The organism is Streptomyces sp. NPDC047079 (assembly GCF_040643755.1).
In the GTDB taxonomy this organism is placed as follows: domain Bacteria; phylum Actinomycetota; class Actinomycetes; order Streptomycetales; family Streptomycetaceae; genus Streptomyces.
The window spans coordinates 119,189-140,597 of record NZ_JBEYUZ010000008.1; the positions used below are offsets into that span (position 1 = coordinate 119,189).

Here is a 21,409-nt window from a genome sequence, read left to right on the forward strand (position 1 = left end):
GCGTGCACGCGCCATCGACCCGCGGACAGGCCCTACTTCTCGAACCTGTACCCCATCCCGGGCTCGGTAATGAAGTGCTTGGGGTGCGACGGGTCCACTTCGAGCTTCCGCCGCAGCTGGGCCATGTAGACCCGCAGGTAGTTGGTCTCCGTGCCGTACGACGGCCCCCACACCTCCTGCAACAGCTGCTTCTGGCTGACCAGGCGGCCGGTGTTGCGCACAAGCACCTCCAGCAGATGCCACTCCGTGGGGGTGAGGCGTACGTCCTTCCCGTCCCGGTTGACCTTCTTCGCGGCCAGGTCGACGGTGAACCCCTCGGTCTCCACCGTCACGTCGTCCTCGCCACCCCCGGTCGGCTCGGCCCGGCGGATGGCGGCGCGGAGGCGGGCCAGCAGTTCGTCCATGCCGAACGGCTTGGTGACGTAGTCGTCGGCGCCCGCGTCCAGCGCCTCGACCTTCTCGTCGGAGGAGTGGCGGGCGGACAGGACGAGGATCGGCACCCGGGTCCAGCCCCTCAGGCCCTTGATCACCTCGACGCCGTCCATGTCGGGGAGTCCCAGGTCCAGTACGACGACGTCGGGGTGGCGGGCGGCGGCGAGCTGGAGCGCGGTGGCGCCGTCGGGGGCCGCGTCCACCTCGTACTTGCGCGCTTTGAGGTTGATGACGAGGGCGCGCACGATCTGCGGCTCGTCGTCGACCACGAGCACCCGGGTCATGTGGTTTGCCTTTCTGGTTCGGCCATGCGAGCGAAGTCGTGCGGGCTCCCTACGGCCCGGAGGGTGAGGACCATGGTGAGTCCGCCGCCGGGCGTGTCCTCGGCGTTCAGGGTGCCGCCCATGGCCTCGGCGAAGCCGCGGGCGACCGCGAGGCCGAGACCGACGCCGGCGCCGCGCGGGGCGTCGCCGTAGCGTTGGAAGGGCTCGAAGATCCGCTCCTTCGCCTCGTCGGGCACGCCCGGCCCGCGATCCACCACGCGTACCTCGACCCGGTCGGCGAGGGCGCTAGCGGCGACCAGCACAGATGTTCCCAACGGGCTGTACTTGACCGCGTTCTCGACCAGGTTGGCGACCGTGCGCTCCAGCAGCCCGGCGTCGACGGCGACCATCGGCAGGCTCTCCGGGATGTCCAGCTCGACGCTGTCCTCGGGCACCCCGCCGAGCGCCATCGGCACCACCTCATCCAGGTCGATCTCCCGGATGAGCGGGGTGACGGTGCCGGTCTGGAGGCGGGACATGTCCAGCAGGTTGCCCACCAGGTGGTCGAGCCGGTCGGCGCCTTCCTCGATCGCCGCCAGCAATTCGGCGCGGTCTTCCTCCGACCACTCCACGTCGTCCGACCTGAGGGACGTCACCGACGCCTTGATGCCCGCGAGCGGGGTGCGCAGATCATGGCTGACGGCGGCCAGCAGGGCGGTGCGGATACGGTTGCCCTCGGCCAGCGTGCGGGCCTGTTCGGCTTCCTGCTGGAGGCGCTGGCGGTCAAGGACGACCGCGGCCTGCGCGGCGAACGCGGCCAGCACCCGGCGGTCCGAGGCGGGCAGGACCCGTCCGGACAGTGCCAGCGCCATGTGGTCGCCCACCGGCACGTCCACGTCCGCGTCCTCGGGCCGTGCGACGGCCTGGGCCGGGCCGACGCTGCCCGCGCAGGTCCACGGGTCGACATCGCTCGTTCGCTCCAGCAGGGCCGCCGACTCCATGCCGAAGGTCTCGCGCACCCGTTCAAGGAGTGCCTCGAGGCTGGTCTCGCCGCGCAGCACACTGCCCGCGAGGAAGGAGAGGATCTCCGACTCCGCGCGCAGCCTCGCCGCCTGGTGGGTGCGCCGGGCTGCCAGATCCACCACCGAGGCCACCGACACCGCCACTCCGACGAAGATCGCGATGGCGACGATGTTCTTCGGGTCGGCGATCGTCAGCCGGTGCAGCGGGGGCGTGTTGTAGTAGTTCAGCAGCAAGGAGCCGAAGGCGGCCGAGGCGAGGGCGGGGAAGAGGCCGCCGAGCAGGGCCGCCGCCACGGTCAGCGCCAGGAACAGCAGCATGTCGTTGGCGAGGCCGAGATCGACGGTGTTCAGCACCAGTGCCAGGACGGCCGGGCCCACGATGCCCACCAGCCAGCCCGCGACGATGCGGGTGCGGCCGAGCCGTGCGCCCCGGGCCACCGGCAGGCCGCGCCCCTTGGCGACCTGGCCGTGGGTGACGATGTGCACGTCGAGGTCGGGCCCCGACTCACGGGCGACCGTGGCGCCGACGCCGGGCCCGAAGACGTACTGCCATGCCTTGCGGCGCGAGGAGCCGAGGACGATCTGGGTGGCGTTCACTCCGCGTGCGAAGTCCAGGAGCGCCGCGGGGATGTCGTCGCCGACGACGTGGTGGAAGGTGCCCCCGAGGTCCTCCACCAGCGTGCGCTGGACCGCCAGCTCCTTGGGCGAGGCGGAGGTGAGTCCGTCGCTGCGGGAGATGTAGACGGCCAGCACCTCGCCGCCGGCGCCCTTCTCCGCCAGCCGGGCTGCCCGGCGGATCAGGGTCCGCCCCTCGGGACCGCCGGTCAGACCCACCACGATCCGCTCGCGTGAGCCCCAGATCGCCGACACCCGGTGCCGGCTGCGGTACTCGTTCAGGTACTCGTCGGCCCGGTCGGCCACCCACAGGAGGGCCAGTTCCCGCAGGGCGGTCAGGTTGCCGGGCCGGAAGTAGTTCGACAGCGCCGCGTCGACCTTGTCCGATTTGTAGATGTTGCCGTGTGCCATCCGCCGGCGCAGCGCCTGCGGCGACATGTCCACCAGCTCGATCTGGTCCGCGCGGCGCACCACCTCGTCGGGGACCGTCTCCCGCTGCCGTACGCCCGTTATGGACTCCACCACATCGCCGAGGGACTCCAGGTGCTGGATGTTGACCGTCGACACCACGTCGATCCCGGCGGCCAGCAGTTCCTCGACGTCCTGCCAGCGCTTGGCGTTGCGCGAGCCGGGGACATTGGTGTGGGCGAGTTCGTCCACCAGGGCGACCGCGGGGGCGCGGCGCAGCACGGCGTCCACGTCCATCTCGGTGAAGAACGAGCCCCGGTGCTCGAGTTCCTTGCGGGGGATCTGCTCCAGGCCGTGGAGCATCACCTCGGTGCGTGGCCGGTCGTGGTGCTCCACGAAGGCCACCACACAGTCCGTCCCGCGCTCGATGCGGCGGTGTGCCTCGGACAGCATGGCGTAGGTCTTGCCGACGCCCGGTGCCGCACCGAGGTAGATCCGTAGCTTGCCGCGCCCCATGGCCCCATTGTCTTCCCAAACAAACCTGCGTACGCTGCGTCGACCTTACGGCCACCAATCCCGGCGAATGCGGCAGGATGCGCCCGGAAGGGTGTCTTTGACGGAACTCTGATGCGGCCTTGCAGTCCCCGTGCGGCGGGCACATGACGGAGGCCGTACCCCCTGGGGTACGGCCTCGCAACGGCGTTGTCCGCGGAGCGGTCAGCGCACCTCGGTGATCTCGGGTCCGCGCTGGAGCTGGCCCATGCCGCCGGAGAAACGGGAGGCGCCTTCGTCCTGCTGCACTCCCTCGGGCACCATCTGCGCGTCGTTCGGCAGCTTCAAGACGATCGGGTCGCGCGGCGCCATCGGGCCTTCGCCCCGCACCACGACGGTGTCCCGGAAGATCTGCTCGAGCAGCCCAGCGGCCTGCGGCTGCACGGCTCCCTGGCCGGAGATCACACCCCGCAGGAACCAGCGGGGGCCGTCCACACCGACGAACCGGACGACCTGGAAACCGCTCGTGCCGTCGGGCAGCTGCACCGGCACCTGGGCCCGCAGCTCCCAGCCGAGCGGTCCTTCGACCTCGTCGACGATGCCACCCTGCTGGGTGATACCGCTGGCGATCTCCTCGCGGACCTCGCCCCAGATGCCCTCGCGCTTGGGCGCGGCGAAGGCCTGAAGCTGGATCGCGCTGTCCCGCAGCACGACGGTCGCCGCGACGATCGCGTCACCCGCGACCTCGACGCGCAGCTCCATGCCGTCGACCCCGGGCACGAACAGCCCGCCCAGGTCCACCCGGCCCTCGCCGGGCTCGCGGACCTCGGAAGCGTCCCAGGGGCCGTCGGGACGCGGCTCCGGCTCGAGCCTCACGCGCTCGCGCCGGACCTCTTCGTCCGCCTCAGTGTCGACACCGTCGACGACCTGCTCGGCCTCGCGGGCCGCGTCCTCGGCGGCACCCTTCTTGTTGCGACGTCCGAACACGTCACTGTCCTTCCCGATCGGATACGACCGAAGCGTATCGATTCCCACCCGTTGTCCCGCCCACGGCGGCGTGACCGCCGGTGGACCCGAAGCCCCCCTCGGCCCGCGTCGAGTCGGGAAGCTCCGCGACCTCGTGGAAGCGGACCCTCTCGACCTGCTGAACGACCAGTTGGGCAATCCGGTCAAAGCGCTCGAACCGCACGGGCTCGTGCGGGTCGAGATTCACCACGATCACCTTGATCTCCCCACGGTACCCGGCATCCACCGTCCCCGGGGCATTCACGAGGGCGACACCGCAGCGCGCGGCGAGACCCGAACGCGGATGCACGAAGGCCGCGTACCCCTCGGGCAGCGCGACAGACACGCCCGTGGGCAGAACGGCCCGTTCGCCGGGCCCGAGTACGCAGCTCTCGGTGGTGCGCAGGTCGGCTCCCGCGTCACTTGGGTGCGCGTACGCCGGAAGGGGTACGTCGGGGTCGACGCGCCGGATCAGCACGTTCACGGGGTCGCTGCTCACGGGTTCACCTCGAAGGCTCGTGCGCGCCGGAGCTGGTCCGGGTCGTCCATGGCCGCCTGGATCTCCTGCGGACGGCCGTTGTCGACGAAGTGGTCGACCTTGACCTCGATGAAGAGGGCCTCGGCGCGGATGGCGACGGGCCCGTGGGGTCCGCCTGTCCGGCCGGTCGCCCTCGAGTAGATCTTCCGCCCGGCCACCGCCGTCACCTCGGCCTCCAGATACAGCACGGTACCCACGGGGACCGGCCGTACGAAGTCGGTCTCCAGCCGTCCGGTCACCGCGATGGTGCGCAGCAGCCAGTTCAGCGAGCCGAGGGTCTCGTCAAGGGCGGTGGCGAGCACCCCGCCATGGGCGAGGCCGGGCGCCCCCTGGTGGGCGGGCTGGACCGTGAACTCCGCGGTCAGGGACACGCCCTCGCCCGCCCGCGCCTGGAGGTGCAGTCCATCGGGCTGGTCCTCCCCGCATCCGAAGCACTGTGCGTAGTGCGCGCCCAGCAGCTCTCCCGGAGCGGGCGCGTCGGGGTGCCGGACGGGCGCCACGGCGTCGGCGGGGGGCGTCAGGGCTGCGGAAGTACCACTCACAGCCGCAGACCTTACCCGCGCGTGAACGCCTCTCCGGCACCGTGCCAAGCTTGGCCTCATGCAGCTCTCCGCGTCGCCGTACGAAGAACGCCTGACCGCGCCCCGCTCCTGGTGGCTGATGTGTCTCCTGGTCGGTGTCGCCCTGGCGCTCGTCCTGCTCCCCTTCGGCACGCTGCCGCTGCTCGGCGGACTGGTCGGCGGTACGGCGGCCTCGGCCGTGGTGGCCAGTTCCTACGGCTCCGTCCGCATCCGTGTGATGGGGGACTCGCTCCTCGCCGGCGAGGCGCGGATCCCGCTGTCGGCCCTCGGCGACACGGAGGTCCTGGACCAGGAGGAGGCCCGGGCCTGGCGCACGTACAAGGCCGACACGCGTGCCTTCATGCTGTTGCGCGCTTATGTTCCGACGGCCCTGAAGGTGGAGGTCACGGACCCGGCCGACCCGACGCCGTATCTGTATCTGTCGACGCGGGAGCCCGAGCGGCTGGCTGCGGCGCTCAAGACGGCCCGGGCAGAGGCCTAGGAGACGCACGCACTGGCGGTGCGCCTCGTCCCCTGGTCAGGGGTCGAGCTCCAGGGGATCCTTCGGTTTCTCCAGGGGCGGCAGCGCCGGCAATGCCACCCAGGGCACCTGCTGCCGTCGTAGATCCCTGCGGATCCGGTCCGCGAGCCGCTTGGTGTCGCGTCGGTTCATGACCGCTCCGACGGCGGCGCCGACCATGAACGGCATCAGGTTCGGCAGATCCCGCACCACGCGCCTCGTGATCTGCTGCCGCAGTTCCCGCTTCATCTGGCCGCCCAGGGCCATGTCTATCGTCGACGGCTTGGTCACGTCGATCCCGCGCTCCCCGGACCAGGCCCTCAGATACGCGGCACTGCGCTGGCCGAGGCTTCCGGGCGGTCGCACCCCGTACACCTCGTGCAGCTCGGCGATCAGCTTCAGTTCGATCGCCGCGACTCCGGTGATCTCCGCGGCCAGCTCGGTCGGCATGGCGGGCGGCACCGGCAGCATCGCGGCTGCGCCGATCCCGGCCCCGACGGTCGCCGTCGCCCGCGTCGCGCCCGCCACGAGCTTGTCGGCCAGCGCTTCGGGCCCGAGCCCGGGGAACTGTCTGCGGAGTGTTGCCAGGTCCCGTACGGGGACCCGCGGGGCCAACTCGATGATCCGGTCGGCGAGATATTCCAGGCCCACTCTGGCCCGGCTGCCGCCCTTGCGGACACCCTCCCGGATCCCGGCCCGGACGGCGGCCGCACGGCGACGCGCGAGGAGTGCATGGCGGTGCGCCGGGCCCTCGGGGGCCGCGGAGGCATGTCCCGGTTCGAGCGAGGCTGCTCCCTCGAAGGAGGAGCCCCGCTCGTCGTCACGCACGCCGTGAGAGCCGCTCAGCGGCTCCTGGTCCGCTCCTTTGTGCAGGAAGCGGCGCTTCCAGGGAGGGGTCGAGCCGGTCACGGCCGACCCCGCCTCAGTCGCAGTCGCGGCAGATCGGCTGACCGTTCTTCTCCCGGGCCAGCTGGCTGCGGTGGTGGACCAGGAAGCAGCTCATGCAGGTGAACTCGTCCTGCTGCTTCGGCAGGACCCGGACGGCCAGTTCCTCGTTCGAAAGGTCGGCGCCCGGCAGCTCCAGGCCTTCGGCGGCCTCGAACTCATCAACGTCAACGGCCGACGCGGACTTGTCGTTCCTCCGGGCCTTCAGCTCTTCAAGGCTGTCGGAATCGACGTCGTCGTCGGTCTTGCGTGGGGTGTCGTAATCCGTTGCCATTTCGCTCTCCCCCTCTGGGTGTCTGCGGGTGTCTCCAGCGCACGTAACGCGTGAGAGGCCGGACTTGTGCCCGCCTCGAGGCGGAGATTTTGCCTCACATCAAGGTCTGTTACTCAATCGACACCCAACCGGACTCCTCACGAGTGATCGGGTTGGATGGCGAAGCGGACCGTACACGGTCTCGGTGCCGCACTTCAAAGGCCATCCCCCGTGTACTTCCCGTGATCAGGCCCCCGGAAAACCCGGATTTTCCCGGCTTTACGGGAGTCATGAGGTCACGGACGGTACATGGCCGGAAAGGCGCCCCTGTGATCGATCACACACCGGTTACCCGGGTCCACGACCGGGAAATTCAGCCGAAAGCGAACATTGGGCGCCCAGAGCGGCATGATCTCAGGTCGGCAGCGTGACGCGCATCACCAGGCCACCCCCTTCCCGGGGCTGCGCGGTGATGTGGCCGCCATGGGCGCGCGCCACGGACCTCGCGATGGAAAGACCGAGGCCGACGCCCTTGTCGCTGCCGGTGCGCTCCGTCCGCAGCCGGGTGAACGGCTCGAACAAATTATCAATCTCATAGGCGGGGACGACCGGCCCGGTGTTCACCACCACCAGGACCGCCTGCGCGTGCTGGACCTGGGTGGTCACCTCCACCCAGCCGCCCTCAGGGATGTTGTAGCGCACCGCGTTCTGGACGAGGTTCAAGGCGATCCGCTCCAGCAGGACGCCGTTGCCCTGGACGACCGCGGGAGCGCGCTCGCCCCGGATCTCCAGGCCCTTGGCCTCCGCCTCGGCGTGCACCTGGTCCACGGCCTGCGAGGCCACCTCGGCCAGGTCCACGGGCTTGCGTTCGACGATCTGGTTGTCGCTGCGGGCGAGCAGCAGCAGCCCTTCCACAAGCTGCTCGCTGCGCTCGTTGGTGGCGAGCAGCGTCTTGCCGAGCTGCTGAAGCTCCATGGGCGCCCCGGGGTCGGAGAGATGGACCTCCAGGAGCGTGCGGTTGATCGCGAGCGGCGTGCGCAGCTCGTGCGAGGCGTTGCCGACGAACCGCTGCTGGGCGGTGAAGGCCCGCTGAAGCCGCTCCAGCATGTCGTCGAAGGTGTCCGCGAGCTCCTTCAGCTCGTCGTCCGGGCCGTCCAGCTCGATCCGCCGGGACAGATCCGAGCCGGCCACCGCGCGCGCGGTGCGGGTGATCCTGCCGAGCGGCGAGAGCACTCGGCCCGCCATCGCGTAGCCGAAGGCGAAGGCGATGACGGCGAGGCCGAGCAGGGCCAGCAGCGAGCGGCTGAGCAGGTTGTCCAGGGCGTGCTGGCGCTGCTCGTTCACGCAGGCGTTCATCGCGTCGTTGAGCTCGTTGGCCGACGGCTGGGCCGGGAAGTTGCAGGTGTTGCTCGCGACCTGCCCCGAGAGGATCTTGAACGGAAGCTCGCTGCCCACGTTGAGCGCCTGTGCCGCGAACAGATAGATGATCGACAACAACAGGATGCCGGCGATCAGGAACATGCCGCCGTACAGCAGCGTGAGGCGTATGCGGATGGTCGGGCGCAGCCAGGGGAACGGGGGCTCCGGCCTGCGGGGATCCCAGGTGGGCTTCGGCGGTGCCGTGGGCGGTGCGGGTGTCGTGGTCACGGTCATCAGATCCGGTATCCGGAACCGGGCACGGTGACGATGACCGGGGGCTCGCCGAGCTTTCGGCGCAGGGTCATGACCGTCACACGTACGACATTGGTGAACGGGTCCGTGTTCTCGTCCCATGCCTTCTCCAGGAGCTGCTCGGCCGAGACGACGGCGCCCTCGCTGCGCATGAGGACCTCCAGGACGGCGAATTCCTTGGGGGCGAGCTGGACTTCCCTGCCCTCGCGGAAGACCTCGCGGCGATTGGGGTCGAGCTTGATCCCGGCGCGCTCCAGAACGGGCGGCAGCGGCACGCTCGTACGCCGTCCGAGGGCCCGCACCCGGGCGATCAGCTCGCTGAACGCGAAGGGCTTGGGGAGATAGTCGTCGGCGCCGATCTCCAGGCCCTCCACGCGGTCGCTGACATCGCCCGAAGCGGTGAGCATCAGGACGCGGGTGGGCATACCCAGCTCGACGATCTTGCGGCAGACGTCATCACCGTGCACGAGCGGGAGGTCGCGGTCGAGGACGACCACGTCGTAGTCGTTGACGCCGATGCGCTCCAGGGCGGCCGCACCGTCGTACACGACGTCGACGGCCATGGCCTCCCGGCGCAGTCCGGTGGCCACCGCATCGGCGAGCAGCTGCTCGTCCTCGACGACGAGTACGCGCACGTCGCTTGTCCTTCCTGTGTCCGCCCGGGCCGCCCGGGTGAGGGCAGCCGGCGGGTGGGTTCTGTCGTGGGTGAGACCTCCATCCTGCCCTTTTCCGCCGTAAACCGGCTGTAAGACGGGTGGGCGGGGGCCAGGGCGGCGCTTCCTGGACGCGGGAGGGAAATTTTTCTCGAGCGGTTGAGGTTTCCGCGGAAGAACGCGGGGGGAGGACGGCTTTACACCCCGCGATCACGCTCTGCATGTGTCACGCCACTACGTGGTCGGCTGCTCACCGCTTCCCGTAGAGCGGGCGTGGGTGTCCGGCACCGCCGCCGCCCAGCCAGGGCAGCGCTGGGCACCCAGGAGGCGTGATCGCCCCTTCACAACGGCACACCCCCGTGCCACCGACCCACGACCCAGGACGAGGGGGCGCAGCATGGACGCATTCACCGCAGGACTTCTGCAGCGCATACGGGCGACCGAGTCCGACCTGACGCGTGCCCGCGAAACCGGCGACGACTTCCTCGCGGATGTCGAACAGTCGGAGCTCGACGACCTGCACCGCCTTGCCGCCGAGCACGGTGTGGAAGTCGGCGCGACGCGCGTCTGATCAGCTCGCTCGAAGCGGGGCCCCGGCAGATCCAGGCCGGGGCCCCGTTTTGCGTCCGGCACCGGCCGCGGCTTTGCATTCGGCACCGGGTCCGGCTCCGCATCCGCCACCGGGCGCGGCGCGCCGACGGGCGCAGGCGGCGACTGATGCCTGCCTCCCGGCGGGCCGGCAGGCCGGGGTCGGCTCCCCCACGCAGGCCCGCCTCGCGTCCGGCAAGCCGTGCCCGACAAGATCGCGACGCCTGGGCGCCGCCGCCCCCGCGCGCCGGCCGGCCGACAGCACGGCTCGGCGCGGGCCCGCCCCCACGGGCCGACAGGCCAGTGGCGAGGCGAGGCCCCCGGCCCCGGCCCCCGCTCGGACCGCATGCCGTCAGGCCATCAGGTGCCTCGGGACGGGGGCCGGGCCCCGTCCCGAGCCATCCGCATGCCATCAGGCCGATCAGTCGTGCCACGCCCCCAGTTCGTCCAGCCTGGCCTGGAGCTGTTCGAAAAGGCCCGGTGGGGCCGCGATCGCCAGGGCCGGGGAGAGTGGCTCCCCGGGGCGGCCGCCGGTCAGGGCACCCGCCTCCCTGGCGATCAGGTCGCCCGCCGCGTAGTCCCAGGGGTTCAGCCCCCGTTCGTAGTACGCGTCCAGGCGTCCGGCCGCCACATCGCACAGGTCGATCGCGGCGGAACCGCCCCGCCGGATGTCGCGCACCTCGGGGATCAGCCGCCGGACCACCTCGGCCTGCCGGACCTTGCGCTCGGCGAGATAGCCGAAGCCGGTACCCACCAGCGCGAGCCCCAGTTCGGGCGCGGGCCGCACCCGTGCGGGGCGGTCGTTCACGAACGCGCCCTCGCCCCGGACCGCCCGGAAGATCTCCCCGCGCATCGGCGCGTGGACCACTCCGACCAGCGTCTCCCCGTCCTTGCGGGCCGCGATGGAGATCGCCCAGCTCGGCAGCCCGTAGAGGTAGTTGACCGTGCCGTCGATCGGGTCGATCACCCATTCGACACCGCTGCGGCCCTCGACGCTGGCCCCCTCCTCACCGAGCAGGCCGTCCTCCGGCCTGCGGTCGGTGAGCAGCCCCGTGATCAGCTTCTCGGCGGCGATGTCCATCTCGGTGACGATGTCGATGGCGCTGGACTTGGTGGCGGCCACCCCGAGGTCGTCGGGGCGCCCTTCGCGCAGGAAGGTCCCCGCGCGGGTCGCGGCCTCCAGCGCGAGCTCCATGAGTTCGGTTTTCAGCCGGTCGGACGACTCTGAGTGCTCGGTCACGGTGCTCCTCACGCGTACGGGCTGTCGGCGCCCGCGGCGGCGGGCTTGGCGGTGCGGGCGGGGCAGCAGCCCACGGGGCAGACGTTGTGGCTCGGGCCCAGCGCGCCGAGGGCGCACGGGGTCACCTGCCGCCCGCTCTCGGTCGCGGCGCGCTCGACGACCAGGTCGCGGATCGCGGCGGCGAACCGCGGGTCGGCTCCGACGGTGGCCGAGCGGCGCACCGGCAGTCCCAGTTCCTCGGCCTTCGCCTTGGCCTCCGTGTCCAGGTCGTAGAGGACCTCCATATGGTCCGAGACGAACCCGATCGGCGACATCACGACCGCCGGGACCCCGGCGCCGTGCAGCTCCTCCAGGTGGTCGCAGATGTCCGGCTCGAGCCACGGGATGTGCGGGGCGCCCGAGCGGGACTGGTAGACCAGCCGCCAGGGGTGGTCGACGCCGGTCCGCTCGCGCACAGCCTCGGCGATCAGCCGGGCCACGTCCAGGTGCTGCTGCACATAGGCGCCGCCGTCCCCGTGCTCCTCGGCCGGGCCGGAGGTGTCGGCGGCCGACGTCGGGATGGAGTGGGTGGTGAAGGCGATGTGGGCGCCGGCCCTGACGTCCTCCGGGAGGTCGGCCAGGGACTTCAGGACGCCCTCGATCATCGGCTCCACGAAACCCGGGTGGTTGAAGTAGTGCCGCAGCTTGTCGACCTTCGGCAGGTCCAGGCCCTCGGCCTCCAGGGCGGCCAGGGCTCCGGCGAGGTCCTCGCGGTACTGACGGCAGCCCGAGTAGGAGGCGTACGCGCTGGTGGCGAGGACCAGGATGCGGCGGTGACCGTCGGTGACCATCTCGCGCAGGGTGTCGGTCACATAGGGCGCCCAGTTGCGATTGCCCCAGTAGACGGGCAGCCCGAGGCCGTGGCCGGCGAAGTCCTTGCGGAGGGCGTCGAGGAGGGCGCGGTTCTGGTCGTTGATGGGGCTGACCCCGCCGAAGAGGAAGTAGTGCTGCCCCACTTCCTTCAGGCGCTCCTTGGGGATGCCCCGGCCCCGCGTCACGTTCTCCAGGAACGGGACCACGTCGTCCGGGCCCTCCGGGCCTCCGAACGAAAGGAGCAGCAGGGCGTCGTACGGGCTGGCGTCTAGTGCGTCGGGCATGTCTACGATCCTGCCACCCACCGCGGACAGCGCTTCCGCCACCCGCCCGTGACCCACCCGGGGCCATGACGCTTCACTCGCGATCGACCGGGAGTACGGATCGGGGCAATTCACCGGCCCGGCCGCCGCCACACCGTCGCCCTCCCGGCCATCCCCTGTCCGAACACTGGTGCGGACATAGCATCCCGAATACGTTAGGGTTGCCCAACTCGTAAGGTACATGCCTCCTTTTCACGCCTTACCGGACGCAACGGAGACACCGTGCCCAGCCCCTACCGCGCCCTTTTCACCGCCCCAGGCTCCAAGGGTTTCTCCGCCGCCGGCCTCCTCGGCCGGATGCCCCTGTCGATGATGGGCATCGGCGTGGTCACGATGGTCTCCCAGCTCACCGGACGCTACGGGCTCGCGGGCGCCCTCTCGGCCACCCTCGCGTTGTCCGCCGCCGTCGTCGGCCCCCAGATCTCACGCCTGGTCGACCGGTACGGGCAGCGCCGGGTGCTGCGCCCGGCGACGCTCTGCGCGCTGACCGCGGCCACGGGGCTGCTGCTGGCCGTCCACCTCGCCTGGCCGGACTGGGTGCTCTTCGGATGCGCCGCGAGCATCGGCACGGTGCCCAGCCTCGGCGCCATGGTCAGGGCCCGCTGGGCGGCCTTGTACCGGGGCACCCCGCAACTGCACACCGCCTACTCCTTCGAGTCGGTGGTCGACGAGATCTGCTTCATCTTCGGGCCGATCATCTCCATCGGCCTGTCCACGGGCTGGTTCCCGGAGGCCGGCCCCCTGCTCGCCGTGTGCTTCCTCGTGACCGGCGTCTTCTGGCTCACCGCGCAGCGCGCCACCGAACCGGAGCCGCACCCGCGCGACCACCACACCGGAGGCACCGCCCTGGGTTCACCGGGACTCCAGGTGCTGGTCGGCACGTTCGTGGCCACGGGCACGATCTTCGGCGCGGTCGACGTGGTGACCGTCGCCTTCGCCGACGAGCAGGGCCACAAGGCGGCCGCCAGTGTCGTCCTGGCGCTCTACGCGGCGGGCTCGTGTGTCGCCGGCCTGGTCTTCGGACTGCTGCGCTTCACGGGCGCCCCGGAACGCAGATGGCTGCTGGGCGTATGTGCCATGGCCGTGAGTATGATCCCCCTCCTACTGGTCGGGAACCTGCCGTTTCTGGCCGTGGCGTTGTTCGTTGCGGGCCTGACCATCGCACCCACCATGATCACGACGATGGCCCTCATCGAGCGGCACGTACCACGCGCGCATCTGACCGAGGGAATGACCTGGGTGTCCACCGGGCTCGCGGTCGGTGTCGCGATCGGCTCCTCCACGGCCGGCTGGGTGATCGACGCCACCGGCGCGAGGACCGGGTACGGGGTTCCGGCCCTGTCCGGAGCCGTCGCGGTCACGGTCGGTTTCCTCGGTTATCGCCGGCTCTGCAGGCCGGTTCCGCAGCGGGGAGGGTCCCATGAGCACCACAGCGAGCGGGAAGAGCGGCACATGGCGTAACTGGGCGGGGAACGTCACCGCCCGGCCCCTGCGGGAGGTCACCCCCGCCTCGGTCGAGGAGCTGTCCGACGCCGTACGCGCGGCGGCAGAGGACGGCCTCAGGGTGAAGGCCGTCGGCACCGGACACTCCTTCACGGCCGCCGCGGCCACCGACGGCCTCTTGGTGCGTCCTCAACTGCTGGCCGGCATACGCCATATCGATCGGGATGCCGGGACGGTCACCGTCGAGGCGGGCACCCCGCTCAAGAGACTCAATGTGGCCCTGGCACGCGAGGGACTGTCGCTCACGAACATGGGCGACATCATGGAGCAGACCGTCTCCGGCGCCACCAGCACCGGCACCCATGGCACCGGCCGCGATTCGGCCTCGATCGCCGCTCAGATCAGGGGACTCGAACTGGTGACGGCGGACGGCTCGGTGCTGACCTGCTCCGAGAAGGAGAACCCGGAGGTCTTCGCCGCCGCGCGCATCGGCATCGGGGCCCTCGGAATCATCACCGCGATCACCTTCGCGGTGGAGCCCCTCTTCCTGCTCAGGGCCCTCGAGGAGCCGATGCCCTTCGAGAAGGTCCTGGCCGAGTTCGACGAACTGTGGGCCGAGAACGAGCACTTCGAGTTCTACTGGTTCCCTCACACCGGGAACACCAACACCAAGCGCAACAACCGCAGCGCCGGTCCCGAGAGGCCGGTCGGGCGGCTGAGCGGCTGGTTCGAGGACGAGTTCCTGTCCAACGGCGTCTTCCAGGCGGTCAACTGGGTCGGCCGCGCCGTTCCCGCCACCATCCCGGCGATCGCCCGGATCTCCAGCCGCGCCCTGTCGGCCCGCACCTATACCGACATCCCCTACAAGGTCTTCACCTCTCCGCGGCGGGTGCGGTTCGTGGAGATGGAGTACGCCGTCCCGCGCGCTGCCCTGGTGGAGACGCTGCGCGAACTGAAGGCCATGGTCGACCGTTCGGGCCTTCGCGTCAGCTTCCCCGTCGAGGTGCGCACCGCCCCGGCCGACGACATCACCCTGTCCACGGCGTCCGGACGGGACACCGCCTACATCGCCGTACACATGTTCCGCGGTACGCCTTATCAGGCATACTTCACCGCCGCCGAGCGGATCTTCACGGCACACGAGGGACGACCGCACTGGGGCAAGGTGCACACGCGCGACGCGGAGTACTTCGCCGAGGTCTATCCGCGCTTCGGGGAGTTCATCGCGGTGCGGGACCGGCTCGACCCGGACCGGCGCTTCGCGAACGACTACCTCCGCCGGGTGATGGGCTCCTGACGGGCGCTCATATCCGGCCGAATCGCCCCGCTTTGCCGCCCGGATTCCGCTTCGACACCTACGCCCGCTTCGCCGCGCGTCCACGGCGCGCGTCTCCCTTTCACCCTCAGCAGCCCCCACGGGCCCGTCCAACCCGCCGGGGGTACTCGTCCGCCCGCACGGGAAGGGGGGCGCAGGCTCCTCACCATTGGTTCCGTTTCGGGTGATTGAGTGAGGTGCGCCACGTTTGACGGGCACGAAAACGGCGCATCGGGCGGCCAACTCGCGCACCTTGCCAGAAGTTGGGCGGCGTGCCGATCCACGCAGGTGGCCCGAATGGAGTACTGTTGCGAGCCCTGGGTCCGGTCTCCCGCCAGGCGTCCGGGGCCTTGCCGGACCGCCGGGAGGGGGCTAGTTGCACAGGGTGACGGAGTTGGTCACTTAGCGTTGCGAATAGGTAACCGTGCCATAACGGCGATCCAGGGCCCCCGCCCGACACGCCGGGCAACTCGGCAAGGTTGTGGCAGGCTGCACCCGGGCAGGCCACACTCGACTAGCGGAAGCAGCGACGCACGTGACGTCGGCAGGCACCACCCGGGAGGTCCCCATGCCCGAACTGCGTGTCGTGGCCGTCTCCAATGACGGCACACGGCTGGTGCTGAAGGCTGCGGACAGCACGGAGTACACGCTTCCGATCGACGAACGGCTCCGCGCCGCCGTGCGCGGCGACCGTCCCCGCCTCGGCCAGATCGAGATCGAGGTGGAGAGCCATCTCCGCCCCCGAGACATCCAGGCGCGCATACGGGCCGGGGCGTCCGCCGAAGAGGTCGCACAGCTCGCCGGGATTCCGGTCGACCGTGTGCGCCGCTTCGAGGGCCCGGTCCTCGCCGAGCGTGCCTTCATGGCCGAGCGGGCCCGCAAGACGCCCGTGCGTCGGCCCGGGGAGAACGCCGGCCCCCAGCTCGGCGAGGCCGTCCAGGAACGGCTGATGATGCGCGGCGCCGAGAAGGACACGGTCCAGTGGGACTCCTGGCGCCGCGACGACGGCACCTGGGAGGTCCTGCTCGTCTACCGGGTCGCGGGCGAGACGCACTCGGCCAGCTGGACGTACGACCCGCCCCGGCGGCTCGTCCAGGCCGTCGACGACGAGGCGCGTTCGCTGATCGGGGAGTCCGACGACCTCGCGGCACCCGAACCGAGCTACCCGTTCGTACCGCGGATCGCACGGCTGCCGCGCGAAGGCCACCGCCCCTTGGACCGCCCGGCCGACCGGCCCGTCCTGCCCTCGCAGTCGCCGGAGCCCGCCGAGGAGAGCACCGGTGAGCGGGACTCGCTCACCAGCCTCCTGGAGGCGGTGCCGAGCTTCCGCGGCGACATGGTCGTACCGGAGCGGCCCGCGGAACCGCAGGAGGAGCCCGTCGAGGAACCCGCGGCGGAGGAACCCCCGGCGCCCGCGGCATCGGCCTCGGCCGGTGCGGCGTACGCGGACGTACTGATGCCCCGCACGGTCGCCAGCCACCGCGACCGCCTCATCGGCGCGACGGACCGTCAGGCCGAAGCGGACGGGGTCCGTCCGGGTCGCAGGGCGGCGGTTCCCAGCTGGGACGAGATCGTGTTCGGGACTCGACGCAAGAAGCAGGAATAGTCGCCCCACCGCCGGCAATCCGCGGGAGCCGGCGGACGCACCGGAGGGAACAGAGGCCACACCGGTACCGGGCACACGCGGTCGCGTGTGCCCCGTACCGGGGGTTGAGTCGGCTACCCGGCGCTCACTGCGGGTCGGGGCCCACCGCGACCGGGCGACTGCCGTCCGACGACCACTCCGACCACGAGCCCACGTACAGCGCGGCGGGGATCCCGGCGAGCGCGAGCGCCAGCACCTCCTGTGCCGCGGAGACGCCCGATCCGCAGTACACGCCGACCTCCGTGCCCTCCGTCACGCCGAGCGCCTTGAAGCGTTCGGCGAGTTCGGCGATGGGCCGGAAGTGGCCGGTCTCCGTCAGGTTCTCCGTCGTCGGCGCGGACACCGCGCCCGGGACATGACCGCCTACCGGGTCGATGGGCTCGACCTCGCCCCGGTAGCGCTCACCCGCCCGTGCGTCCAGCAGCACCCCCGTGCGGGCGAGCTCCGAGGCGCCATCGGCGTCGAGCACACGCAGTGCGCCCGGCGCGGGCCGGAAGTCGCCGGAAGCGGGCTCCTCGCTTCCGGCGGCCAAGGGCCCCTCCCAGGCGGCCAGTCCGCCGTCGAGCACCCGCACATCCGGGTGACCCGTCCAGCGCAGCATCCACCACGCGCGCGCGGCGGCCCAGCCCGGTCCGCCGTCGTATACGACCACCGGCCGGTCCGAGGAGACGCCCGCGGCCCGCATGGCGGCACCGAATCGATCCGTGCCGGGCAGCGGATGCCGGCCGCCGGGCCCGGGCGGATCCGCGAGGTCGGCGTTCAGGTCCACGAAGATGGCACCCGGAATGTGTCCGGCCGCGTAAGCGGCGCGGCCGTCGAAGGGAGCGGCGTCGGCCGTGGTGGTCAGCTGCCAGCGGACGTCCAGGAGCGTCGGCGGACGCCGTCCCGCCAGCTCACCGGCAAGTTCGGATGCGGAGATGATGGCCTTCATGGCCCCCATCCTCGCGCACGGGGTGGCCGTCGCGCCCCGGTCCCGCTACTCTGCTCCGCCGGAAAGCCCCGATCACCGTTCGTACGGGATCGGACACACGCCGTAAACCCGATGGACCGCACAGGGCCACCCCGCCGCAACGACAGGGACACACGGGACGTCGTCTCCGCCGCCCCGGGCGCCGCACCTCGGCGCGGTCGCGGCGCGCGAGGCGAAATGTGGTGCGAGCATCGGCACCGGGCGTGCACCTGCGCGTGCGCGACACATGCGCACGCGATGGAAGCCGAGCGGCCGCCACGAGTGGCCGAGAAGAGAGTGACCATGACCGAGGCGTGGAGGTCGTACGACCCGAACGGCCCGACGAACGCGTGGCACCCGCCCGGCACACCGTGCTGGGCAAGTCTGATGGTGCACGGGATGGCCGCGGCCCAGGAGTTCTACGCGGCGCTGTTCGGCTGGGAGTTCCGGCCGGGACTCCGGCCGCTGGGGCCGTATGTGCGGGCCGTGCTGAACGGCCACGAGGTGGCGGGCATCGGCCGGCTGCCGCCGGACCGCCATCTGCCGATCACCTGGACGCCGTACTTCACCTCGGACGACGTGGACGCGACCGCCGAGACGATCCGCAGCTGCGGCGGTACGGTCGCGGTCGGTCCGCTCGACGTGGCCGGGGCCGGACGGCTCGCGATCGCCTCGGACCCGATGGGCGCGGTGTTCGGCGTCTGGCAGTCGGCCGAGCACCTCGCGACGGGCCTGACGGGTGTCCCCGGGGCTCCCGCCTGGAACGAACTGCTCACCTACGACACGGCGGGCGTCGCGAAGTTCTACCGGACCGTCTTCGCATCCGGACGGGATCCGGTCCTGCGCGGCGGCCCCGACTACGTCCATGTGCACATCGAGGGCCGTCCGGTCGCCGGTATCCACGGCGTCGGCTCCGCCCTTCCCCGTGACCGTGGCCCGCACTGGATGACGTACTTCCAGGTCACGGACGTCGACGCGACGGCCGAGAAGGTCGCCGCCCTGGGTGGGCGTGTGGTGCGCCCCGCGTGCGTCACGGACCTCGGCCGTGTGGTCACCGTCGCGGATCCGGAGGGCGCGACGTTCTCGGTGGTCAGTCGGCTCGACTGAGCCTTCGGCTGAGCCGGTGGGTCGGTCAGGTGGACGGCACCGGCAGGACGTCCGGGGAGAGGGCGGCCGCGCGAGCCGTGGCCGCCGTCATCCGGCGTCGGTGGTGGCGGCGGCACAACACCTCGTAGCCGACCTCGTCCGCGGACTGGTTGACATCGCCCACGACGACCTGGGCGCCCTCGACCACCATCGCGCCGCCGACGGTGCGGGCGTTGTGGGTGGCGCGGGCGCCGCACCAGCACAGGGCCTCCACCTGGAGGACCTCGACCCGGTCGGCCAGCTCCACCAGGCGCTGGGAGCCGGGGAAGAGCTTGGTGCGGAAGTCGGTCGTGATGCCGAAGGCATAGACGTCGAGTCCGAGGTCGTCGACCACCCGGGCCAGTTGGTCTATCTGTTCCGGCACCAGGAACTGGGCCTCGTCCGCGATCACATAGTCGGCGCGGCGGCCCTGTGAGAGATGGTCGACCAGGTAGGCGTAGAGGTCCTGCCCGTCCGCGACCTCCACCGCGTCCGTCACCAGGCCGAGCCGTGAGGACAACTTCCCTTCACCGGCCCGGTCGTTCCGCGTGAAGATCATGCCCTGAAGACCCCGCGCCGAGCGGTTGTGCTCGATCTGGAGAGCCAGTGTCGACTTCCCGCAGTCCATCGTTCCGGAGAAGAACACCAGCTCAGGCATGGGACGTGCGGCCTTTCGGGGCAGTGCGGAGGGAGGGCGGAGGTCAATGGGAGACAAGGGTGCGCGAGGTGCGTCCCGGGCTCAGGTGCGGACCTCGAGCAGCGGAACCAGCTGTTCCACAGGCGTCATCGAGCCGTGGTTGCCGACCATCGACGACTCCTTCGGCTCCCGCTCCGACGCGATGAGGAGCACGTCGTCGTGGGCGGCCGCGACCACGTCACCGATGCGCCCGTACACCCGTTCGTCGATGTGGGGGCCGAACCAGCCTGCGGCGATCGCCTCGTCCCGCGAGGCCACCCAGAACTGTTCGCCGAGCACCTCGCGCCAGCAGGTCAGGACGTCGTTCTGGGCGCCGGGCAGGGCGTAGATGTGCCGGGCGCGACCCTCGCCGCCCAGCAGGGCGACTCCCGCGCGCAGCTCCCAGTCCTCGTCGAAGTCGATACGGTGCCGCTCGTCGAACGGGATGTCGAGCATGCCGTGGTCGGCGGTGATGTACAGCGCGGTGCGCGGCGGCAGCTGCTCCGCCAGACGCTGGGCGAGCCGGTCGACATACATGAGCTGGCCGCGCCAGGTGTCCGAGTCGACGCCGTAGCGGTGGCCTGCCCCGTCGAGTTCGGCGTAGTACGTGTACACCAAGGAGCGGTCGCCGGCGGCCAGTTGCTCGGCCGCCAGGTCCATGCGGTCCTCGCCGGTCAGCCGGCCGTGGAAGGTGCCGCCGCTGAGCGCGACCTCGGTGAGCGGGGTGCGCTCGAAGCTCGGGGAGGACACCTGGGCGGTGTGCACACCGGCCGCGTCCGCGAGCTGGAAGACGGTCGGGTACGGCTGCCAGGCGCGCGGGTCGGTCCAGGGCTGCCAGCGGAGCTGGTTCATCAGCTCACCGGTCGCCGGGTTGCGGACCGTGTATCCGGGCAGGCCGTGCGCGCCCGGCGGCAGACCGGTGCCGACCGAGGCGAGCGAGGTCGCGGTGGTCGCGGGGTAGCCCGCGGTGAGGGGGCGGCCGGTGCCGCCGCGGGAGGACGCCAGCAGCGAGGTGAGGAAGGGCGCCTCGTCGGGGTGCGCCTTCAGCTGCTCCCAGCCGAGGCCGTCGATCAGGAAGAGGCAGTTGCGGTCGGCGGCGGTCAGTTCCGCAATCACGGGGGTCTGGCCGGGCACACCCATGCCCGCGGCCAGGGTGGGCAGGAGGTCGGCGAGGGAACCGGATCCGTACTGGGGCAGGGGCGCGGACCCGGCGGCGAGCGGCTCCGGGTGGTCCTCCCAGGTGGGCAGCGCCATCAGAGGTTCGGATCCGCGGTCGCCTCGGAGAGGGACTGTGCGAAGGCGAGCGCCTGGCGCACCGTCTCCGGGCCGTCCCCGGCCTCGCTGACGCGAAGGCTGAGGTCGTCCGCCGTCGAACTGCCCGTGTAGCCGTGGTCCGCCTCGCAGTTGGGGTCGCCGCAGGCCGCGGGCTCCAGGTCGATGCGGGAGACGGCGCCCCAGCCGATGGTCAGGACGACCTCGCGGGGCAGGGTGCCCGGCGAGTACGCCTCAGGGTTGGCGACCACGCGGCTGACGACGACCGACGAGATCCGGCCGAGCTTCACGGACTCCGTCGACGTCGTGGCGTACGGCGTCGGGGAGGTGTCGTCCGCGGCCTGTTCGTCGGTGTGGCTGACGATGAAGCGGGTGCCGGTGAGGACCAGCACGGTCACGTGACGACGCACCTCGTTGGCGTCGAACGTGGTCTCCTGGTGGACCAGGTACGACCGGATGGGCTCGCCGCCCACCGCGGCATCCACCGCTTCGGCCACGAGAGCCGGGTAGTAGCCGCTGCGCTCGATCGCCGCGCGCAGCCCCTGGGTCGTCGTACTGGTCTTGGCCATGACGTCCATCCTACGGGGGCGCACTGACTGCGAGG

21 protein-coding genes are annotated in these 21,409 nt (G+C 71.1%); 6 read left to right on the forward strand and 15 right to left on the reverse strand.

The features are described 5' to 3' along the window. Positions 1 to 32: 32 nt before the first annotated feature. The 5 genes from ABZ823_RS13860 to ABZ823_RS13880 form a co-directional block, all read right to left on the reverse strand. A complete protein-coding gene (locus tag ABZ823_RS13860) occupies positions 33 to 716 on the reverse strand; it encodes a response regulator (RefSeq protein WP_361658440.1) in 684 nt (227 codons plus the stop codon). Next, complete coding sequence (locus tag ABZ823_RS13865) at positions 713 to 3,256, reverse strand: ATP-binding protein (protein WP_361658443.1); 2,544 nt, start codon at positions 3,254 to 3,256, stop codon at positions 713 to 715. Before ABZ823_RS13865 ends, ABZ823_RS13860 begins: the two co-directional genes overlap by 4 nt. A gap of 201 nt (positions 3,257 to 3,457) precedes the next feature. Next, complete coding sequence (locus ABZ823_RS13870; RefSeq protein WP_361658446.1) at positions 3,458 to 4,219, reverse strand: DUF3710 domain-containing protein; 762 nt, start codon at positions 4,217 to 4,219, stop codon at positions 3,458 to 3,460. A 1-nt stretch (position 4,220) separates the two neighbouring features. Then, positions 4,221 to 4,736 carry a dUTP diphosphatase gene (dut, locus tag ABZ823_RS13875; protein ID WP_361658449.1) on the reverse strand — a complete coding sequence of 172 codons (516 nt, stop codon included), beginning with the start codon at positions 4,734 to 4,736 and terminating at the stop codon, positions 4,221 to 4,223. Next, positions 4,733 to 5,317, reverse strand: coding sequence for a PaaI family thioesterase (locus tag ABZ823_RS13880; RefSeq protein ID WP_361658452.1), 585 nt, complete (start codon positions 5,315 to 5,317; stop codon positions 4,733 to 4,735). The genes dut and ABZ823_RS13880 overlap by 4 nt, the downstream gene beginning before the upstream one ends. Before the next feature lie 58 nt (positions 5,318 to 5,375). On the opposite strand from ABZ823_RS13880, the gene ABZ823_RS13885 reads away from it, so the two are divergent. Beyond that, positions 5,376 to 5,837: a DUF3093 domain-containing protein gene (locus tag ABZ823_RS13885; protein ID WP_361658455.1), complete on the forward strand. Its 462-nt coding sequence runs from the start codon at positions 5,376 to 5,378 to the stop codon at positions 5,835 to 5,837. 36 nt (positions 5,838 to 5,873) lie between these two features. Here the strand turns inward: ABZ823_RS13885 and ABZ823_RS13890 are convergent, their stop codons facing one another. The 4 genes from ABZ823_RS13890 to ABZ823_RS13905 all read right to left on the reverse strand — a co-directional run bounded on the left by ABZ823_RS13890 (position 5,874) and on the right by ABZ823_RS13905 (position 9,359). After that, the gene (locus ABZ823_RS13890) at positions 5,874 to 6,764 is read right to left on the reverse strand and encodes a hypothetical protein (RefSeq protein WP_361658458.1); all 891 of its coding nucleotides are present in this window, start codon (positions 6,762 to 6,764) and stop codon (positions 5,874 to 5,876) included. 13 nt (positions 6,765 to 6,777) lie between these two features. Next, positions 6,778 to 7,074 carry a DUF4193 domain-containing protein gene (locus ABZ823_RS13895; RefSeq protein WP_003993510.1) on the reverse strand — a complete coding sequence of 99 codons (297 nt, stop codon included), beginning with the start codon at positions 7,072 to 7,074 and terminating at the stop codon, positions 6,778 to 6,780. Between the two features lie 393 nt (positions 7,075 to 7,467). Then, positions 7,468 to 8,700 (reverse strand): HAMP domain-containing sensor histidine kinase, encoded by a 1,233-nt coding sequence (locus ABZ823_RS13900; protein WP_361658732.1) that lies wholly within the window; start codon positions 8,698 to 8,700, stop codon positions 7,468 to 7,470. 5 nt (positions 8,701 to 8,705) lie between these two features. Further along, positions 8,706 to 9,359 carry a response regulator transcription factor gene (locus ABZ823_RS13905; protein ID WP_071369401.1) on the reverse strand — a complete coding sequence of 218 codons (654 nt, stop codon included), beginning with the start codon at positions 9,357 to 9,359 and terminating at the stop codon, positions 8,706 to 8,708. A gap of 415 nt (positions 9,360 to 9,774) precedes the next feature. Between ABZ823_RS13905 and ABZ823_RS13910 the strand changes: the two genes are divergently transcribed. Further along, entirely contained in the window at positions 9,775 to 9,948 is a 174-nt protein-coding gene (locus ABZ823_RS13910; protein ID WP_234513720.1) for a hypothetical protein, read from the forward strand. A 438-nt stretch (positions 9,949 to 10,386) separates the two neighbouring features. Here the strand turns inward: ABZ823_RS13910 and ABZ823_RS13915 are convergent, their stop codons facing one another. Together ABZ823_RS13915 and ABZ823_RS13920 are read right to left on the reverse strand one after the other, a co-directional pair. Continuing rightward, positions 10,387 to 11,160, reverse strand: a complete 774-nt coding sequence (locus ABZ823_RS13915) for an inositol monophosphatase family protein (protein WP_361658734.1) — start codon at positions 11,158 to 11,160, stop codon at positions 10,387 to 10,389. A gap of 53 nt (positions 11,161 to 11,213) precedes the next feature. Continuing rightward, positions 11,214 to 12,341 (reverse strand): ferrochelatase, encoded by a 1,128-nt coding sequence (locus tag ABZ823_RS13920; protein ID WP_361658463.1) that lies wholly within the window; start codon positions 12,339 to 12,341, stop codon positions 11,214 to 11,216. 261 nt (positions 12,342 to 12,602) lie between these two features. Between ABZ823_RS13920 and ABZ823_RS13925 the strand changes: the two genes are divergently transcribed. The 3 genes from ABZ823_RS13925 (at position 12,603) to sepH (ending at position 16,744) form a co-directional block, all read left to right on the forward strand. Next, complete coding sequence (locus tag ABZ823_RS13925) at positions 12,603 to 13,841, forward strand: MFS transporter (protein WP_361658465.1); 1,239 nt, start codon at positions 12,603 to 12,605, stop codon at positions 13,839 to 13,841. Then, positions 13,801 to 15,120, forward strand: a complete 1,320-nt coding sequence (locus ABZ823_RS13930) for a D-arabinono-1,4-lactone oxidase (protein ID WP_361658468.1) — start codon at positions 13,801 to 13,803, stop codon at positions 15,118 to 15,120. Before ABZ823_RS13925 ends, ABZ823_RS13930 begins: the two co-directional genes overlap by 41 nt. Before the next feature lie 586 nt (positions 15,121 to 15,706). Continuing rightward, positions 15,707 to 16,744 carry a septation protein SepH gene (gene sepH, locus ABZ823_RS13935; protein WP_361658471.1) on the forward strand — a complete coding sequence of 346 codons (1,038 nt, stop codon included), beginning with the start codon at positions 15,707 to 15,709 and terminating at the stop codon, positions 16,742 to 16,744. Positions 16,745 to 16,868: 124 nt separating this feature from the next. Here sepH and ABZ823_RS13940 read toward each other — a convergent pair whose 3' ends face one another. Next, on the reverse strand, positions 16,869 to 17,714 hold the full coding sequence (locus tag ABZ823_RS13940) for a sulfurtransferase (RefSeq protein ID WP_361658474.1): 846 nt from the start codon (positions 17,712 to 17,714) through the stop codon (positions 16,869 to 16,871). Positions 17,715 to 18,035: 321 nt separating this feature from the next. On the opposite strand from ABZ823_RS13940, the gene ABZ823_RS13945 reads away from it, so the two are divergent. Then, the gene (locus ABZ823_RS13945) at positions 18,036 to 18,839 is read left to right on the forward strand and encodes a VOC family protein (protein ID WP_361658477.1); all 804 of its coding nucleotides are present in this window, start codon (positions 18,036 to 18,038) and stop codon (positions 18,837 to 18,839) included. 25 nt (positions 18,840 to 18,864) lie between these two features. On the opposite strand, the gene ABZ823_RS13950 is transcribed toward ABZ823_RS13945, so the two are convergent. The 3 genes from ABZ823_RS13950 to ABZ823_RS13960 all read right to left on the reverse strand — a co-directional run bounded on the left by ABZ823_RS13950 (position 18,865) and on the right by ABZ823_RS13960 (position 21,374). Beyond that, positions 18,865 to 19,515 carry a thymidine kinase gene (locus tag ABZ823_RS13950; protein WP_361658480.1) on the reverse strand — a complete coding sequence of 217 codons (651 nt, stop codon included), beginning with the start codon at positions 19,513 to 19,515 and terminating at the stop codon, positions 18,865 to 18,867. An 81-nt stretch (positions 19,516 to 19,596) separates the two neighbouring features. Continuing rightward, the gene (locus ABZ823_RS13955) at positions 19,597 to 20,787 is read right to left on the reverse strand and encodes a nucleotide pyrophosphatase/phosphodiesterase family protein (protein ID WP_361658483.1); all 1,191 of its coding nucleotides are present in this window, start codon (positions 20,785 to 20,787) and stop codon (positions 19,597 to 19,599) included. Further along, positions 20,787 to 21,374, reverse strand: coding sequence for a DUF5998 family protein (locus ABZ823_RS13960; RefSeq protein ID WP_361658486.1), 588 nt, complete (start codon positions 21,372 to 21,374; stop codon positions 20,787 to 20,789). Before ABZ823_RS13960 ends, ABZ823_RS13955 begins: the two co-directional genes overlap by 1 nt. Between the last annotated feature and the right edge of the window lie 35 nt (positions 21,375 to 21,409).